General features: G+C 67.0%; 14 protein-coding genes and 1 tRNA gene. 12 read left to right on the plus strand and 3 right to left on the minus strand.

Annotated features, from left to right (window positions below; all coding sequences use genetic code 11):
• Positions 1–104: 104 nt before the first annotated feature.
• The 7 genes from VF592_RS07120 (at position 105) to VF592_RS07150 (ending at position 9,418) form a co-directional block, all read left to right on the plus strand.
• Entirely contained in the window at positions 105–1,298 is a 1,194-nt protein-coding gene (locus tag VF592_RS07120; protein ID WP_331004934.1) for an efflux RND transporter periplasmic adaptor subunit, read from the plus strand.
• 3 nt (positions 1,299–1,301) lie between these two features.
• Positions 1,302–4,520 (plus strand): efflux RND transporter permease subunit, encoded by a 3,219-nt coding sequence (locus VF592_RS07125; RefSeq protein WP_331004918.1) that lies wholly within the window; start codon positions 1,302–1,304, stop codon positions 4,518–4,520.
• 78 nt (positions 4,521–4,598) lie between these two features.
• On the plus strand, positions 4,599–5,879 hold the full coding sequence (locus tag VF592_RS07130) for a DUF445 domain-containing protein (protein WP_331004919.1): 1,281 nt from the start codon (positions 4,599–4,601) through the stop codon (positions 5,877–5,879).
• A 71-nt stretch (positions 5,880–5,950) separates the two neighbouring features.
• Entirely contained in the window at positions 5,951–7,057 is a 1,107-nt protein-coding gene (locus VF592_RS07135) for an ABC transporter permease (protein ID WP_331004920.1), read from the plus strand.
• On the plus strand, positions 7,057–7,866 hold the full coding sequence (locus VF592_RS07140) for an ABC transporter ATP-binding protein (RefSeq protein ID WP_331004921.1): 810 nt from the start codon (positions 7,057–7,059) through the stop codon (positions 7,864–7,866). The genes VF592_RS07135 and VF592_RS07140 overlap by 1 nt, the downstream gene beginning before the upstream one ends.
• Positions 7,866–8,831, plus strand: coding sequence for an MlaD family protein (locus VF592_RS07145; protein WP_331004922.1), 966 nt, complete (start codon positions 7,866–7,868; stop codon positions 8,829–8,831). Before VF592_RS07140 ends, VF592_RS07145 begins: the two co-directional genes overlap by 1 nt.
• Positions 8,832–8,839: 8 nt before the next feature.
• The gene (locus VF592_RS07150) at positions 8,840–9,418 is read left to right on the plus strand and encodes an ABC-type transport auxiliary lipoprotein family protein (RefSeq protein ID WP_331004923.1); all 579 of its coding nucleotides are present in this window, start codon (positions 8,840–8,842) and stop codon (positions 9,416–9,418) included.
• Positions 9,419–9,458: 40 nt separating this feature from the next.
• Here VF592_RS07150 and VF592_RS07155 read toward each other — a convergent pair whose 3' ends face one another.
• Positions 9,459–10,382, minus strand: a complete 924-nt coding sequence (locus VF592_RS07155) for a peptidylprolyl isomerase (RefSeq protein WP_331004924.1) — start codon at positions 10,380–10,382, stop codon at positions 9,459–9,461.
• 106 nt (positions 10,383–10,488) lie between these two features.
• Here VF592_RS07155 and VF592_RS07160 point away from each other — a divergent pair.
• The 4 genes from VF592_RS07160 to VF592_RS07175 all read left to right on the plus strand — a co-directional run bounded on the left by VF592_RS07160 (position 10,489) and on the right by VF592_RS07175 (position 13,453).
• Positions 10,489–10,579, plus strand: a tRNA-Ser gene (locus VF592_RS07160).
• 446 nt (positions 10,580–11,025) lie between these two features.
• Positions 11,026–11,451, plus strand: coding sequence for a hypothetical protein (locus tag VF592_RS07165; protein ID WP_331004925.1), 426 nt, complete (start codon positions 11,026–11,028; stop codon positions 11,449–11,451).
• 62 nt (positions 11,452–11,513) lie between these two features.
• On the plus strand, positions 11,514–12,818 hold the full coding sequence (locus VF592_RS07170; RefSeq protein WP_331004926.1) for a DNA methyltransferase: 1,305 nt from the start codon (positions 11,514–11,516) through the stop codon (positions 12,816–12,818).
• A 92-nt stretch (positions 12,819–12,910) separates the two neighbouring features.
• A complete protein-coding gene (locus VF592_RS07175; protein ID WP_331004927.1) occupies positions 12,911–13,453 on the plus strand; it encodes a DUF5681 domain-containing protein in 543 nt (180 codons plus the stop codon).
• Here VF592_RS07175 and VF592_RS07180 read toward each other — a convergent pair.
• Together VF592_RS07180 and VF592_RS07185 are read right to left on the minus strand one after the other, a co-directional pair.
• Positions 13,375–14,046 carry a hypothetical protein gene (locus VF592_RS07180; RefSeq protein ID WP_331004928.1) on the minus strand — a complete coding sequence of 224 codons (672 nt, stop codon included), beginning with the start codon at positions 14,044–14,046 and terminating at the stop codon, positions 13,375–13,377. The genes VF592_RS07175 and VF592_RS07180 overlap by 79 nt on opposite strands.
• Complete coding sequence (locus VF592_RS07185; RefSeq protein WP_331004929.1) at positions 14,039–14,986, minus strand: hypothetical protein; 948 nt, start codon at positions 14,984–14,986, stop codon at positions 14,039–14,041. Before VF592_RS07185 ends, VF592_RS07180 begins: the two co-directional genes overlap by 8 nt.
• Positions 14,987–15,401: 415 nt before the next feature.
• Here VF592_RS07185 and VF592_RS07190 point away from each other — a divergent pair.
• A partial coding sequence (locus VF592_RS07190) for a DUF1993 domain-containing protein (RefSeq protein ID WP_331004930.1) occupies positions 15,402–15,920 on the plus strand: 519 nt, incomplete at its 3' end.

Below are 15,920 nucleotides of genomic sequence, written 5' to 3' on the forward strand. Positions count from 1 at the left end.
CCCATGACGGTGCCGGGGGCGGGGTGCCGGGCTTGAGCTGGGTGCTATATTCCGCTAATACAGCTTCGAGATATCGCGGCGGGGTCGAGGATTTGGTGGCGCGGATGAATTACGAGTCGGGGACGATCGAAGGGCAGGGCGCGCACGCGCTGCCCGACATGGGCCAGGGCGCCGAACGGCGCGGCAAGCGTCGGATGCTGATCGTCGCGGGCTTGATCGCTATCCTGGCGGCGCTGGCGGCGGCCTGGGCCTTTTCGGGCGGGGGCGCGGCCGGCAAGGACGGCGCGGCGGGCAAGCGCGAGGCCCAGCTTCCCACCGTCACCGTGATCGCGCCGGGCCGTGAATCCGTGGATCGGACGATCTCCGCCACCGGTACGCTGGCCGCGCGTCGCGAAATGCCCGTCGGTGTGGCGGGGGAGGGCGGGCTCGTCACCCGCGTACTCGTCGAACCGGGCCAATGGGTCGGGGCGGGGCAGGTGCTCGCCACGATCGATCGCTCCGTCCAGACGCAGACCATCGCGCAGCTCTCCGCGCAGGTGAACGTGGCGCGCTCCGACGCGGTGCTCGCCCAGGCCGAGCTCGACCGGGCGCGGGCGCTTGTCGACCGCGGCTTCATCTCGAAGGCCGATCTTCAGCGTCGCGGGGCTACCCGCGATGCCGCCCAGGCGCGCGTTAGCGTGGCGCAGGCGGCGGTCGCCGAGCAGCGCGCGCGAACCGGTCGGCTCGACATCCGCGCACCCGCCGCCGGGTTGATCCTGACGCGTCAGGTGGAACCGGGCCAGATCGTCGGGCAGGGCACGGGTGTCATGTTCCGCATGGCGCAGGGCGGCCAGATGGAGATGCAGGCACGGCTCGCCGAATCGGATCTGACGGGGCTGTCGGTCGGTGCGCGCGCCAAGGTGACCCCGGTGGGGTCGCAACAGGCGTTCGACGGCGAGGTTTGGCAGGTCGCGCCGGTGATCGACCCGCAGACACGCCAGGGCATCGCGCGGATCGCGCTCCGCTACGACCGCGCACTGCGGCCGGGCGGCTTCGCTTCGGCGACCATCGTCGCGGGCGCGACCGTCGCGCCGCTGCTGCCCGACTCCGCCCTGCAATCGGACGAGCGCGGCAGCTTTGTGTATATCGTGGATGCGGCGGGCAAGATCGCGCGGCGCGACGTGCGGATCGGCCAGGTGTCGGACGGCGGGGTCGCGATCGCGGCGGGGCTGGACGGCAGCGAGCGCGTGGTGCGGTCGGCGGGCGGCTTCCTGGCGCCGGGGCAGACGGTCAAGCCGGTTCTGGCAAAGGCGAGCTGATCCATGGATTTCCGCAACATCTCCGCCTGGGCTATCCGCAACCCGGTTCCCCCGATCGTGCTGTTCCTGGCCCTGACGCTGGCGGGGATCGTCTCCTTCATGGGGATGGACGTCAACGACGATCCCGACATCGACTTCCCGGTCGTCATCGTCGTGATCAACCAGCCCGGCGCCGCGCCCAGCGAGCTGGAAGGCCAGGTCACCCAGCGCGTGGAGGCGGCGGCGCGCGGCCTCCAAGGCATTGACGAGATCAACTCGGAGGTGACGGAGGGCTCGTCGGAGACCGTGGTCCAGTTGGCGCTGGGCACGCCCATCGACCGTGCGGTCAACGACATGCGCGACGCGATCGCGCAGATCCGCGGCGACCTGCCCGAGGGCATCCTGGAGCCGCAGGTGTTCCGCGCGAACACCACCGACCGCGACCTCGCCAGCTATTCGGCGATCGCGACCGACATGACGGTCGAACAATTGTCCTGGTACATCGACAACACCGTCGCCAAGGAACTGCTCGCGGTGCCCGGCCTCGCCAAGGTCAACCGCAATGGCGGCGTGTCGCGCGAGATCCGCGTGATCCTCGACCCGCTCCGGCTCCAGTCGCAGGGGCTGACCGCCACCCAGGTCAACCAGCAGCTCCGCCAGATCAATGTCGACGCGTCGGGCGGGCGCGCGGAGATCGCCGGGTCCGAACAATCGGTGCGCGTGCTGGGCAACGCCAAGACCGCCTATGAACTCGGCCAGACGCAGATATCCGTCGGTGCGGGCCGCACGGTGCGGCTGACCGACATCGCCCAGGTCCGCGACGCCTATGCCGAACAGCGCAGCCGCGCGGCGGTCGACGGGCGGCAAACGGTGTCCTTCGACATCCAGCGCTCCAAGGGCGCGTCCGACGTGACGGTGTTCCACGAGGCCGAGAAGAAGCTGGAAGCCCTGGCCAAGCGGAATCCGCAGGTGCGCTTCGTGCTCCGGCAGAACAGCGTTAAATATACCGAGCAGCAATATCACGCCGCGATCAGCGCCATCATCGAGGGCGCGGTGCTGGCGGTCGTGGTGGTCTTCCTGTTCCTGCGCGACTGGCGTGCGACGATCATTTCGGCGCTGGCGATCCCGCTATCGGCCATTCCCGCCTTCTGGTTCATGGACCTGATGGGGTTCAGCCTGAACTCCATGACATTGCTGGCGCTCAGCCTGGTCGCCGGTGTGCTGGTCGACGACGCGATCGTGGAGATCGAGAACATCGTCCGCCACATGCGGATGGGTAAATCCGCCTATCAGGCCTCGATCGACGCCGCCGACGAGATCGGTCTCGCCGTGCTCGCCACCACCATGGCGATCGTGGCGGTGTTCCTGCCCGTCGGCCTGATGCCGGGCATCGCCGGGCAGTTCTTCAAGAATTTCGGCCTGACCGTCGTCGCGGCCGTGCTGATGAGCCTGGGCGTCGCGCGGCTCGTCACCCCCATGATCGCCGCCTATTTCCTGAAATCGGGCGGGCCCGCCAGCCATGGCGAGGGCTGGCTGATGGACAAGTACATGGCCGTGCTGCGCTGGTCGCTGGAGACCGGCCGCGCCAAGGCGGTGGCCGCGCGCGGCGGGTTCGCCCGCGTGACGGGGCGCCTGCGCGACCACCGTCTGTGGGTGGTCGGCATCGGCGGCGTCGCGTTCGCGCTGACGGTGCTGATGTTCGTCCTGCTTCCCAAGACCTTCCAGCCGCCGCGCGACAACGACCGCGCCACGGCCACCGTCACCATGGTCCCGGGCACGACGCTGGCGCAGACGGAGCGGGTGGTGGAGCGCGTCTACGAGCTTCTCAGCCGCCAGCCCGATGTCGAGTCGGTCTATTCCCGCAGCTTCGTCGGCAACGGACGCGTGACCGCCACCCTGCGCGAGGATCGCAAGCAGACATCCACGGAATTCGAGCGCGGGCTGGCACCCCAGCTCGCGGCGATCCCGGACGCGCGCGTGTCGTTCCAGTCGCAATTCGGTTGGGGCGGCAGCGGGCGCGACATCACCATCGTGCTCGGCGGCGACGATCCCGAGCTGCTCAACACCACCGCGCAGAGGATCGTGGCGGAGATGGCGACCTTGCCGACGCTGCAAAGCCCGCGCGTCTCGGGCGACCTGAAGCGGCCGGAGATCGTGATCCGGCCCCGGCTCGATCTGGCCGCTAATCTGGGCGTGACCACCTCGGCGCTGTCCAACGCCATCCGCATCGCGACCCTGGGCGACATCGACCAGAATTCGGCGCGCTTCTCGCTGTCCGATCGACAGGTGCCCATCCGGGTGGCGCTCGACCAGTCGGCGCGCGCCAGCCTGTCGACGATCGAGAACCTGCCGGTGTCGACCCAGTCGGGCGGGTCCGTGCCGCTGAGCCTGGTCGCCGACATCGGGCTGGGCGCGGGGCCGACCAAGATCGAGCGGCTCAACCAGCAGCGCCAGATCACGCTGGGTGCGGACTTGGCGCCGGGAGTCGTATCGTCGATCGCGCAAAAGCAGATCGATGCGTTGCCCTCCATGCGGAACCTGCCCGTCGGCGTCGCGCGTCCCTCCGTGGGCAGCTCCAAATTCGAACAGGAGATGATCAAGAACTTCATCACCGCCGTCGCCTCGGGCGTGTTCCTGGTCTTTGCGGTGCTGCTGCTGCTCTATCGCCGGGTGCTCCCGCCGCTCGTCAACCTAGGCTCGCTGCTCCTCGCGCCGCTCGGCGGGCTCGTCGCGCTGTGGCTCGCGGGACAGCCCATCTCCATGCCCGTCTATATCGGCATGCTGATGCTGCTCGGGATCGTCGCCAAGAATTCGATCCTGCTGATCGACTTCGCGCTGGAGGAGATGAACAAGGGCGTGGACACGCTGACCGCCGTGATCGACGCGGGGCACAAGCGCGCCCAGCCCATCGTCATGACCACGGTGGCGATGGTCGCCGGCATGGTCCCGACCGCCCTGTCGCTGTCGGGCGACGGATCGTTCAACGCGCCCATGGGCCTGACGGTGATCGGCGGGCTGATCCTGTCGACCCTGCTCACGCTGCTGATCGTCCCCGCGACCTTCAGCCTGGCGGTCGGGGTCGAGCGCTGGGTCGGCCCGCGGCTCGGACGGCGGCTGCTCACCTACCGCCCGGGCGACGACGGCGCGCAGGTGGTGGGCATTGCGGGTCCGAGCGGCCCGCGGCTCGCGCCCGCGCAGGGCAAGCTCGGCTATGGTGAGGATGGGGTGCAGCCTGCCGAATGAGCGTCGCGCGCCGCTCCCGTCCGCCGGGAGCGGCGCGTCCGGCATGAACTTCCCGCCCGTCCGCGCATTGCCCCCGTCATGAAGCACCGGTCCGTCACGCGCCCCGTCGGCGAACCCGCGCCGGCGGCGCTCGTGCGGATGCGGGTGGTCGCGACCGGGCTGCTCGTCGCCATGGTGATCCTGTTCCTCGTCAGCCGCGCGCTGGTCGACATCGATCCCGCGCGGGGCACCGCCTGGAGCTTCGTGCGTGCCTTTGCCGAGGCGGCGATGGTGGGCGGGCTGGCGGACTGGTTCGCGATCACCGCCCTGTTCCGCCACCCGCTGGGTATCCCCATCCCCCACACCGCGATCGTGCCGCGTAACAAGGACCGGATCGGCGACACGCTCGCGCAGTTCCTCCGTGACAATTTCCTGATCCCCTCCGTCGTCGGGCGCCGGATGCGCCGCCTCGACGTCGCGGGCGCGGCCGGGCGCTGGCTCGCCGATCCCAAGGGCGGCAGCGGGCGCGTGCGGCGCGGCGGCTCCAGGCTGGTCGCCGAGATGCTCCAGGCCTTCGATCCCGAGCGGCTGGGCGGCATGGTCAAGGCGGCGGTGGGCGCGCGTATCCGCGCCAACGAGGCGTCGCCGATCCTGGGTCAGTTGCTCAAAGCGGCGATCGCGGAGAACCGCCACGCGCCGCTGCTCGACGGCGCGATCCGCTGGGCGGCGCGGACGCTGGGGCAGAACGAGCATCTGATCCGCGCCATGGTCCACCAGCGCGCGGGATCGATCCTGCGCTGGACCGGGCTGGACGAGACGGTGTCGGACAAGCTGATCGACGGGCTCGACAAGCTCCTGAACGAGATGGCGGTCGACCCGACCCACCCGCTGCGGCTCAAGGCCGAGGAAGGGCTCGATCGCCTCGCCTGGGACCTGCAATATGATCCCGAGGTCCGCGCGCGGATCGAGGCGCTCAAGGCCGAACTGGTCGACAATCCCGCGGTCCAGCGCTGGCTCGACGGCTTGTGGGAACAGGCGCGCGCCGGCCTTCTCCGTGTGGCGCGCGATCCCGAAGCGGCGATGGCGGGCAAGCTGGGCGACATGCTCCGCCAGCTCGGCGAGACGCTCCAGACCGATCGCCGGCTGGGCGTCACCATCAATCGCTTCGTGCGCCGCACCGTGGTCGGGATCGCGGCCGATTATGGGGACGGCATCGTGCAACTCGTCTCGGAAACGGTGCGGAGCTGGGATGCGCGCACCATCACCCGCCGGCTGGAGAACGCCGTCGGGCGCGACCTGCAATATATACGCGTGAACGGGACGTTGGTCGGCGGGCTCGTCGGGCTCATCATCCACGCGGTCGACCTCGCTTTGGCTTGAAGCCGCGCTATCGGGGAACCGAGCGCAACCGCCTTGCCGCCCCCGAGCAATTCCCCCATTAGCGGACGGGCATGAGCAGGGCGGCCGATTTCTCGACGACGGACGATGACGGCGGCGTCGTGCGCTTCAGCGGCGATCTGTCGTTGGCCCGGCTCGGCTCGCTGCCCGAACGGCTGACGGCCTATCAGGGGCGGGTCGCGCGCATTGACCTGTCGGGGATCGACCGGCTCGACACGATCGGCGCCTGGGTCGTCCACCGCTTCGCCGCCCGCCACGAAGCCGCGGTCGAAGGCTTGGGCGAGAATGACCGTCACCTGTTCGCCCAGGTCGAGGATGCCGATCAGGGGGCGGCCGTCCGGCCCGTTCCGGTCAGCCCGTTCAAGCGTGTGCTGGGCGAGGTGGGGCAGGCGGTCTCGACCAGTTTCCGCACCATGTACGGCCTGCTCGGCTTTCTCGGCGCGACGGCGCTCTCCTTCGTCAACATCGCCCGCCATCCGCGCCGCTTCCGTTTCAACGCGGTGGTGCACGAACTCGAAGCGGTCGGCGTCTCCGCGCTCGGCATCGTCGGGCTGATGAGCTTCCTGATCGGTATCGTCATCGCGCAGCAGGGAGCGGTGCAGCTCCGTCAGTTCGGCGCAGAGGTGTTCACGATCAACCTGGTCGGCCGGCTGACCCTGCGCGAACTCGGCGTGCTGATGACCGCGATTATGGTCGCGGGGCGCTCGGGATCGGCCTTCGCGGCGCAGATCGGCACCATGAAGCTGACCGAGGAGATCGACGCGCTGCGCACCATCGGCGTCTCACCCATGGAGGCGCTGGTCGTGCCGCGCACCGTCGCCGCGATCCTGCTGATGCCGCTGCTCGGCTTCTACGCGTCGGTCATCGCCATCATCGGCGGCGGGCTGCTGTCCTGGGCGACGCTCGACATCCCGCCCGTCACCTTCATCCAGCGTATCCGCGAGGTGGTGCCGATCACCGACCTTTATGTCGGCCTGATCAAGGCGCCCGTCTTCGGCGCGATCATCGCGATCGCCGGGTGTTTTCAGGGCATGCAGGTCGAAGCGGACGCCGAACAGGTCGGCAAGCGCACCACGGCGGCCGTCGTCCAGGCGATCTTCCTCGTCATCGTCCTCGACGCCTTTTTCGCGGTGTTCTTCACCTGGGTCGGGTGGAACTGATGGCGGGTAAAAGCACCGACGAACCGATCGTCCGCGTGCGCGGGCTGCGCAACGCGTTCGGCGATGCGGTCATTCATGACCGACTCGACCTCGACGTCCGGCGCGGCGAGATTTTGGGCGTTGTCGGTGGGTCGGGGACGGGAAAGTCGGTGCTGATGCGCTCGATCATCGGGCTGCAGGCGCCCCAGGCGGGCGAGATCACCGTTTTCGGCAAGCCCACCATCGGCCGCGAGGAAGGCGAGATGGCCGAGATCAGCAAGCGCTGGGGCGTGCTGTTCCAGGGCGGCGCGCTATTCTCGACGCTGACCGTCGCCGAGAACGTCCAGGTCCCTTTACGCGAATTCTACCCCGCGCTCGACCAGGCGCTGCTCGACCAGATTTCCTCGTTCAAGGTCGTGATGACCGGCTTGCCCGCCGATGCCGGTCCCAAATATCCGGCCGAATTGTCGGGCGGCATGAAGAAGCGCGCCGGCCTCGCGCGCGCGCTGGCGCTAGATCCCGACCTGCTCTTCCTCGACGAGCCCACCGCCGGGCTCGACCCGATCGGCGCGGCCGCGTTCGACGAGCTGACGCGCTCGCTCCAGCGTACCCTGGGGCTGACGGTATTCCTGATCACCCACGACCTCGACACGCTGCACGCGATATGCGACCGGGTGGCGGTGCTCGCGGACAGGCGCGTGATCGCGATCGGCACCATCGACGAATTGCTGGCGACCGATCACCCCTGGATCGCCGAATATTTCAAGGGGCCTCGCGGACGCGCCGCCGTCGCGACCAAGGACCTGGCCCGGGCGAGGACGAATAGCTGATGGAAACCAGATCCAACCATGTCCTGGTCGGCGCGGTCGTGTTGCTGCTGCTGGCGCTGCTCGGGCTGTTCACGATCTGGATCGCCCGGCTCGGCGGCGCGTCGGAGAAGGAGTACGACATCTTCTTCCCGCAATCGGTCGACGGCCTCGCGCGCGGCTCCGGCGTCACCTTCGCGGGCGTGCCGCTCGGCCAGGTGACGCAGATCGAATTATGGCGCAACAACATCGAGTTTGTCCGCGTCCGCATTCGCGTCAACGAGGATACGCCGATCCTTCAGGGCACCACCGCGAGCATCTCGTCGGTCGGTTTCACCGGCGTCAGCCAGATCTCGCTCGACGGCGCGCGCAAAGGGGCGCCCCCGATCGCCTGCCCCGAACCCGACACCAGCAGCGCCTGCCCCTACGGGGTTCCGGTCATCCCGACGCGGACCGGCGGGCTGGGCGCGATCCTCAATTCGGCGCCCCAGCTGCTCGAGCGGCTGTCGACGCTGACCGACCGGCTGACCGGGCTGCTCACCGACAAGAACCAGGCGTCGATCGCGGGCATTCTCGAAAATACCGGCCGCCTGACCGACGCCTTTGCGGACCGCGCGCCCGAGATCGCCGCGACGCTGGCGCAGACGAGGGTTGCCATCCAGCAGGCGGGCGACGCCGCGCAGCAGGTCGGCGCGCTGGCGAATACGACCAACGGCGTGCTCGCCAACGACATCCAGCCGACCGTCGCCAATCTCAACCGCACGATCGACTCGGCGCAGCGCTCGGCGGATGCGCTCAGTGGCGCGATCGGCGACGCGCGGCCGGGGCTCCAGGCCTTTTCCAAGCAGACGATTCCCGAAGTCGGGCAGTTGGTGCGCGACCTGCGCCAGACCAGCGCTGCCCTGTCGTCGATCGCGGAAAAGGTCGATCAGGGGGGCGCGGGCGCGCTCGTCGGGCAGTCCAAGCTGCCGGATTACAAGGGTAAGTGAGGCCGATCATGCGCTATGCCATCCTCCTGCTCGCGGCCCCACTGGCGGGTTGCATCAGCTTCGGCGCGGCACCCCCGCCGTCCCTGCTGACGATCGAGACGACCGCGACGGTGCCGGTCGGCCCCGTCCAGCGCGCGACCGGGACCGGCGCGGTCACCGTGGCCGTGCCCAGCGTCCCCCAGGCGCTCGCCACGGCGCGCGTGCCGGTGCGCGCGACCCCGACGACGATCGCCTATGTGAAGGACGCGCAATGGGCCGAGCCGCCCGCGCGTCTTTTTGCCCGGTTGCTGGCCGACACGATCACCGCCGGTACGGGCCGCCTCGTCCTTTCGACCGCGCAATCGGCGGTCGATCCGGGCGCGCGCCTGAGCGGCGAGATCCGCCGCTTCGACCTCGACGCGACCACGCGCGAGGCGGTGGTGACCTTCGACGCCTCGCTGATCCGCGGCGATGCGACGCAGGTGGAGAAACGCCGGTTCGAGGCGCGCGTGCCGGTCACCGCGATCGACGCCGCCAATGCGGGCTCCGCGCTCGGCGACGCGGCCAACCGGGTCGCCACGCAGGTCGCGGAGTGGGTCGGGCGCTGACGCGCTTCCCGCGAAGTGATGTTTCGCTGGAGTTGAAAGGTCAGGGTTCTCGCCGCACCGGCACGGGTACGTTGCAGATGTCCGCGCCGCCGGCCGGGCGGATGAAGAACGCGTCGCGGCGGTTCGCGCGGGCGTCGGCGTAGCGCGCGAAGCTCACGCTCTCGGTCGACAGATACTGGAAGCGTGGCCGCTCCGCCGCGGGCAGGTCGCTTGCCAGCCGGATCGATCGGATCGGCGTGCGCTCGGCGGCGGTCTTGTAGAAACCCAGCGCTTCCGTCCCGCGTGGGAGCGAGGACAGATGCTCGATCCCCTCGATCACGCGTCCGACGACCGCGATGTTCCGATCGAGATGACGCGGCGCATGGCCGATCACGGTGTACAGTTCGGCGCCGGTGCCGGTGTCGGGCGACAGGTTGCGGCCGACACCGACGGCGGCGTAGCAGTGGACGGGCCAGATCGCATCCGTACCAAGGTCGAACATAGTCGGCCATCCCATCAGAAATTGCGGAAGGCCGTCATATGGATCCTGGCTCCGACCCGGATAATAGCCATTCCCCTTTACCCGATCGAGCCGGGCGACATATCCGCTCTCCGGCATCTTCCCCAACCCCGCCGGAAGCACCTTCTTCTCCGTCGCATCGCCCCATTGCGCGACGTAATTGTCCTGCACCCGGTTGACGCTCGTTCCGTCCCACCAGCGCGCCCGCGCCAGCGTCCGGATGTTCGCGATCCAGCCTTGGCCGAAGGGCGGCGGCATCAGCTGGATCACCACCCGCCGCGCCCGCCCGCGCGCATCGGCGGCAAGGTCCATGACGATCAGGTCTTCGGCCGTGATCGACGACCACTGGTCCGGCGAGGCGGCGGCGACGATCTCGGCCGGCGACCGCGCATCGGGCGCGGTCCGCCCGGCGGACTGCGCCGCCGCGGCCTGGGCGAGGAGCAACGGCAAAAGAAGGGTGATCATGCCCGATAGCCTGCCCCACCCCGACCGCGCGCGCAACGCTGCCATGTCCGGCTTGCGCGCGAGCACCAGCCGCGATACGGCGCACCCCTTCCAGGCAAATCTTTGCGGAGCGGTGGCCGAGTGGTCGAAGGCGCTCGCCTGGAAAGTGAGTATACGCCAAAAGCGTATCGAGGGTTCGAATCCCTCCCGCTCCGCCACCCAGTCCTAGGTCATGCGAAAAATCTGAGAAACTCGCCAAGAACCGCGCCAATGCGGGAGTTCTCCGGTCGGTTTGGTACTGCGGAGGATCACGAGTGGACGAGCAGTACGGCTTTCAGGCCGACGTTCTCTGCCGAGGTAGCGCGCAGTACGGAATGGCAGTTGGATGGCCGTTCCCTGTTCCCGCCAGAAAACAGGGTGAACGGAAGAAATGTGCAGCGCTCATTGCGCGCCAGACATTGCGCTGAGCCGCAGTTATCAGCCACTTTTTTACTTAAGCCAGTAGTTTTGACTACAAATAAACAGGGTAGGAAGTCAGAGCGGATCAGGGACATTCCGGATCCATAGCAGGGTTATTACGCGGGTTGTGCAGGCGGCTTTATCGTTCCGTTAACCGCCGTGTTTACCTTTGCATGCAAAGGCGGTGGGGCAAAGGAGACACGCCATGCATCAATCCTCGCCTTGGGCAATGTGGGACCGCACGCAGCCAGGGAACCTTAGAGCTCGGCTCGACCGTGGGCAGGCGATCGGTCCGGATGATCTGATTGAGGTACTCAAGAACAGCGAAGCCAGCGTTCCCGACCCGCTGCTGTGCGAACTTCTGCTACGCGCGCTTCGAGGTGACCTGCGTGCGGGGCGGGGCCGTCCGCGCTCGAAGCTTTCCTTGTCTCAATGCTTGGTGGCGGACGTCCTGCGTGAGATGGAGGCGGAAGATGTTCGCCGTGAGATCGCGGCGGGCGAGCTCCAGCGAAGCCGCGGCGAGCTTGAGCCGAAGGTGATTGCTGCTGACCGGGTGGCGAGGAGGTTCGGCAACATCACTGGTCGCCATTTGTCCAATCAGATCTCGGCCATGAAAAAGGGTCGGCATTAATCTGAGAGCGTAGCGCGAGCGGTAGGATCAGTGGGTCTGCTCCCAGAACGAGGAGCAGACCTGTGGTTCACTTTCCCGAGAGGCTCGAAACCGTGGCGGTCGTATCGCTACGCAGTCATGACCGTAACGCCCGTACGCACTCCAGGGCGCAAATCGAGCAGATCCGTCGCAGCATCGAGCGCTTCGGCTTTACCAATCCGGTGCTGGCCGATGCGTCGAACACGATCATTGCAGGACATGGTCGCGTTGCAGCAGCGAAGCTGCTTCATCTCGATCGGGTGCCGGTTCTCAGGCTCGAGCACCTGTCCAAGGCGGAGCGGCGCGCGTATGTTATTGCCGACAACCGGCTTGCCGAACTCGCTGGCTGGGACAAGGAACTGTTGCAGCTTGAGCTCGGCGCCATTCTGGCCGTCGATGCGGGCTTTGATCTCGCTCTGACGGGGTTCGATGGCGGTGAGCTGGAAGCACTGCTCAACGCCAGCGATACGCCTGCGCTGGACGCCGACGCAGCGCCCGAAGTTGAGCGCGACGATCCCGCCATTACCGGTCGCGGCGACATGTGGTTGCTCGGCAATCACCGTTTGCTGTGTGGCGATGCTCGTGACGCTGGCGCTTACGCGACTCTGCTCGGCGATGATCGTGCGCAGGTGGTGGTTACCGATCCTCCTTATAACGTACCGGTAAACGGGCATGTCTGCGGTCTCGGCAAGGTCAAGCACCGCGAGTTCGCGATGGCATCGGGAGAAATGACCGAGGCCGAGTTCATCGACTTTCTGACCAATGTATGCCGGCAGCTAGCGACGTTCAGTGTCGATGGATCGATTCACTTCGTCTGTATGGACTGGCGGCACATGCGCGAGATGCTGACTGCGGGACACGCCGCTTACGCCGAACTGAAGAACCTCATTGTCTGGAACAAGGATAACGGCGGAATGGGCGCGTTCTATCGTTCGAAGCACGAACTGATATTCGCGTTTAAGAACGGGACTGCTCCTCACATCAATAATTTCGAGCTTGGTCAGCATGGCCGCTATCGCACCAACGTATGGGATTATGCGGGTATCAACTCGATGAGGGTGGGCCGCGACGAGGAACTGGCGATGCACCCCACGGTAAAGCCCGTGGCGATGATCGCAGACGCGATCCGTGACTGCTCGAAGCGGCGCGGCATTGTGCTCGATGCATTTTCTGGATCCGGCACGACGATCATGGCCTGCGAAGAAACCGGACGTTGGGGACGGGCGCTGGAGATCGATCCGCATTACGTCGATGTAGCCGTCCGGCGTTGGCAGAAGGCGACCGGCAAGTCGGCCATGCTTGCCGGTACTGAGGCGACGTTCGACGAGGTAGCTTCGACGCTCGCGTAGGCACGACTCCGTCATTCTTAATCGCTGATTTGAACGGAGAGCCCGCGGCTGCGGGCTCTCCTACTGGTGTCTCTCCTTTGGAGGAGAGAGCGATGAATAAGGACGAGGGTAAGGCCGGGTACAGGAAGCCCCCCGCCAAGCACAGGTTCCAGAAGGGCAAATCGGGCAACCCGCGAGGACGGCCGAAGAAGGTGCAACCGCTGGTGCAGACCAACGACCGGCTGATCATGCAGCGACTTGATGCGGAGACGATCGAGATTGATGGAGTCATGAAGTCGAAGCGGGAGGTGGAGCTTCGCATCCTGCAAGCCAAGGCGCTGAAAGGGGACCTCCGCGCCATGCGGATGCTGGATCAGAAGCGCACGACGCTAAAGCTCGACCAGCCGCCGCCTCGTGGTGGAGTGTTGGTGGTGCCTAGAGCGCCTTCAGCGGAAGAATGGAAGGAGCGTGCTGCGCGGAACCAGGCAAAGTTCAGGGAGGCGAACTACGCTCCAATGGACGATTGGGAGAAGGCGCAGGAGAAGAAGCCGTCTGCCTTCAGTCCCGCGCCGTCGCCTCAGCCTGCAGAGGTCGATACTGCGACTGGTACCCCGCACGATATCAGCCCCGCCCTGAAGCTCTCGTCGAGCGGGTAGGGACGTATCCCGTTCTTGGTCAGCAGACCGACACGCCGATCGGCGCCGGTCGGGAGACCGTAGCCGGCGGTGGCTGCTGCCGCCCGGAAGACCAGCCCGCTGCCGGCCAGCATTTCCTTCAGCATTGCGCGGGCGGTATCGCCGCCCGCGACCGTGCCGGTCGCGGTCGCAGCGGCAACCAGCCGCATCTGCTGATCGATCAGCTGCTGCATGGCGGCGTTGCCCGGCGGGATGGCGGATACGGTCGCGCCTGCCGGGTTGTCGGCAGCCGACAGCGTCCGGTATGGCTGGCCATCGACCCGCCATACTATGTCGCCGGTCGGCGTTCGGAACCGGCCACCGCTGCCCACCCCGACCAGCACGCCGTGGGTGCTGCTGTTCTCGACGAACGGATACAGCGCACCAGTGCGGGTGTAGCTGATACCGCTCGCCTGATCATAGGCAGCGACGATGCAGCTGGCCGCGCCGGTGATCGGGTCGCTGCTTCGCGCGACTTGCCAGACAAGCCTGGGCGCCTTCTTCGCCGATAGCGCGGGGACGAAGCCGATCGCGGCGATGGTAATCGCAGTGCCGATGAGGCGCGACTTACGCATGGTTGGTGTCCAATTCGATCAGCGCATCGCGGAGCTGGCGGCAGAGCAGGTCGAGGTGAGGCAGCTCGTTCGTGAAGTCGTTGGCGCCGAAGTGGTCTGCACGCGCTTCCATGAACAGAGTGGTCCAGAGCAGAGCGGCGTCGCCCGGCCAGCACCCGGTATCCTTCTGTGCCTGACGCTGCCGGTCTAGGAACACGTCAGGATCGCCGCGGTCGAGCAGCTCGAGGAGGCGAAAGCCGTCCACCAGGTGAGCAAACCGTGTCGCATCTTCGCCCCACGCCAAACCCTCGGGGATCGCGGTGAAGTCTCCGTCGGCTACCTCCGCCAGCCAGCTTGCCTCAGGAAGGTGACCGAGCTGCAGCCGCGAGCGCAGGAAGGCGAGTGGGTCGTGCGGCAGGCGGCCGAAAAGCCGGTCAACGAGATGGGCGGTGTCGGCAAGGCGCTCGAAGCGGCGAGCAGGCAAAACCCGGTGCTCGGGCCGGTCCGCCTTCACCCCCTGGCTGTTGCCGCGGCTGTGCTTGGCGACCTTGGTACCCAGGTCGGGCAGCGGTTCGCCCGGACGGCTGCCGAACCACCGGATGTCGCAGAACTCGCGCGCAACGGGATCGTAGGTCAGCCACACCACACAGCCCGACGGGCGAGTGGCGAGCCGGGTGTGCACGGTAATCTCACTGCGCGCGCCGCCCTTGATCTTCACCTTCAACTGGGTGTGACGCTGGATGTGGCCGGCTTCGAGCATGACGTCGAAGCCCTCCTTGTCGACGCTGCTGTGATACTCGTCATAGTCGACGCCGCGCGCGAGCAGCTCGGCGCCGATCTGCCCCAGGAGCACGTGTTCGAATGCGTTCTCGCGCGTCGATGACTGATGGGTGAGCTGGCGCGCGCGCCATCCGTAGCGGGCATGCGGCCGCGCTGCGAAAGATTGATCCGGACCGGTCATGACGTCTCCTGATGCGGGCGACGCCGGTGCCGATGACCTCGTTCGTCGCGCCTATGTCCTCTCGGAGCGACGGCCGAAGCCGGATGTTGAGAACCTGACCGTAGGCACAGGCGCATGCGCCTTTACCGTTGCCGGCTGGACATGCGCGCATGCCACCCGGCCCCGACAAAGTCGTGACCGAGTTCCTACAGTTTGAGGTTCTCACGCCCCGCCCCCCGGCTTTCACGAGGGGCATGGGCGTGATTGCTCTGGTTGGCGCGACAGGCAAGTGGAATGTGACTAAGAGCGACGGTATTCGGACCGGTGCCGGCACACCGGCGGCAAAAATCAGGCGACCCCGGTTGCGCTCCGCGGTACGGCTCGGGCCATATTACGAGGCGGCGGGTCAGCGCCAGAAATCAACCGGAGCACGATCATGCCGTTTTCCCTGTACGATGCCGTGGTCCCGTCCAACCTACAGACACTGGCGGCTATCGACGCATTGCTCGAGAAGGCGGAGACATTCTGTGCCGAGAAGAAGATGGCCGAGGCAGACCTGATCGACGCGCGGCTCGTGCCGGATATGCTGCCGTTCGGCTATCAGGTAAAATCCTGCGTCGCGCACTCCGTCGGCGGCATTGAGGGTGTACGCGCAGGCACGTTCTCGCCTGACATGTCGCCATGGCCGACCGATTTCGCAGGCCTGCATGGCGCTATACAAAGGGCCACAGCCAGCCTGAAGGCGATCGACCGCGACGCGTTCGAGACTTTGGCAAACCACGATACCGAGTTCGCCTTTGGCGAGACCAGGCTACCGTTTACGGGCGCCAACTTCCTGCTCTCGTTCTCGCAGCCGAACTTCTATTTCCACGCGACCACCGCTTACGCGATCCTGCGTGCGCAAGGCATGAAGCTGGGCAAGCGCGACTTCCTCGGCACGCCGAGGATCACACGA

It is taken from the genome of Sphingomonas sp. (assembly GCF_036388435.1).
GTDB lineage: Bacteria > Pseudomonadota > Alphaproteobacteria > Sphingomonadales > Sphingomonadaceae > Sphingomonas.

What these genes read in the sequence shown, in the direction of transcription:
- VF592_RS07120 (WP_331004934.1), top strand. Translation starts at nt 105, where the DNA reads ATGAATTACGAGTCGGGGACGATCGAAGGGCAGGGCGCGCACGCGCTG.
- VF592_RS07125 (WP_331004918.1), top strand. Translation starts at nt 1,302, where the DNA reads ATGGATTTCCGCAACATCTCCGCCTGGGCTATCCGCAACCCGGTTCCC.
- VF592_RS07130 (WP_331004919.1), top strand. Translation starts at nt 4,599, where the DNA reads ATGAAGCACCGGTCCGTCACGCGCCCCGTCGGCGAACCCGCGCCGGCG.
- VF592_RS07135 (WP_331004920.1), top strand. Translation starts at nt 5,951, where the DNA reads ATGAGCAGGGCGGCCGATTTCTCGACGACGGACGATGACGGCGGCGTC.
- VF592_RS07140 (WP_331004921.1), top strand. Translation starts at nt 7,057, where the DNA reads ATGGCGGGTAAAAGCACCGACGAACCGATCGTCCGCGTGCGCGGGCTG.
- VF592_RS07145 (WP_331004922.1), top strand. Translation starts at nt 7,866, where the DNA reads ATGGAAACCAGATCCAACCATGTCCTGGTCGGCGCGGTCGTGTTGCTG.
- VF592_RS07150 (WP_331004923.1), top strand. Translation starts at nt 8,840, where the DNA reads ATGCGCTATGCCATCCTCCTGCTCGCGGCCCCACTGGCGGGTTGCATC.
- VF592_RS07155 (WP_331004924.1), bottom strand. Translation starts at nt 10,382, where the DNA reads ATGATCACCCTTCTTTTGCCGTTGCTCCTCGCCCAGGCCGCGGCGGCG.
- VF592_RS07165 (WP_331004925.1), top strand. Translation starts at nt 11,026, where the DNA reads ATGCATCAATCCTCGCCTTGGGCAATGTGGGACCGCACGCAGCCAGGG.
- VF592_RS07175 (WP_331004927.1), top strand. Translation starts at nt 12,911, where the DNA reads ATGAATAAGGACGAGGGTAAGGCCGGGTACAGGAAGCCCCCCGCCAAG.
- VF592_RS07180 (WP_331004928.1), bottom strand. Translation starts at nt 14,046, where the DNA reads ATGCGTAAGTCGCGCCTCATCGGCACTGCGATTACCATCGCCGCGATC.
- VF592_RS07185 (WP_331004929.1), bottom strand. Translation starts at nt 14,986, where the DNA reads ATGACCGGTCCGGATCAATCTTTCGCAGCGCGGCCGCATGCCCGCTAC.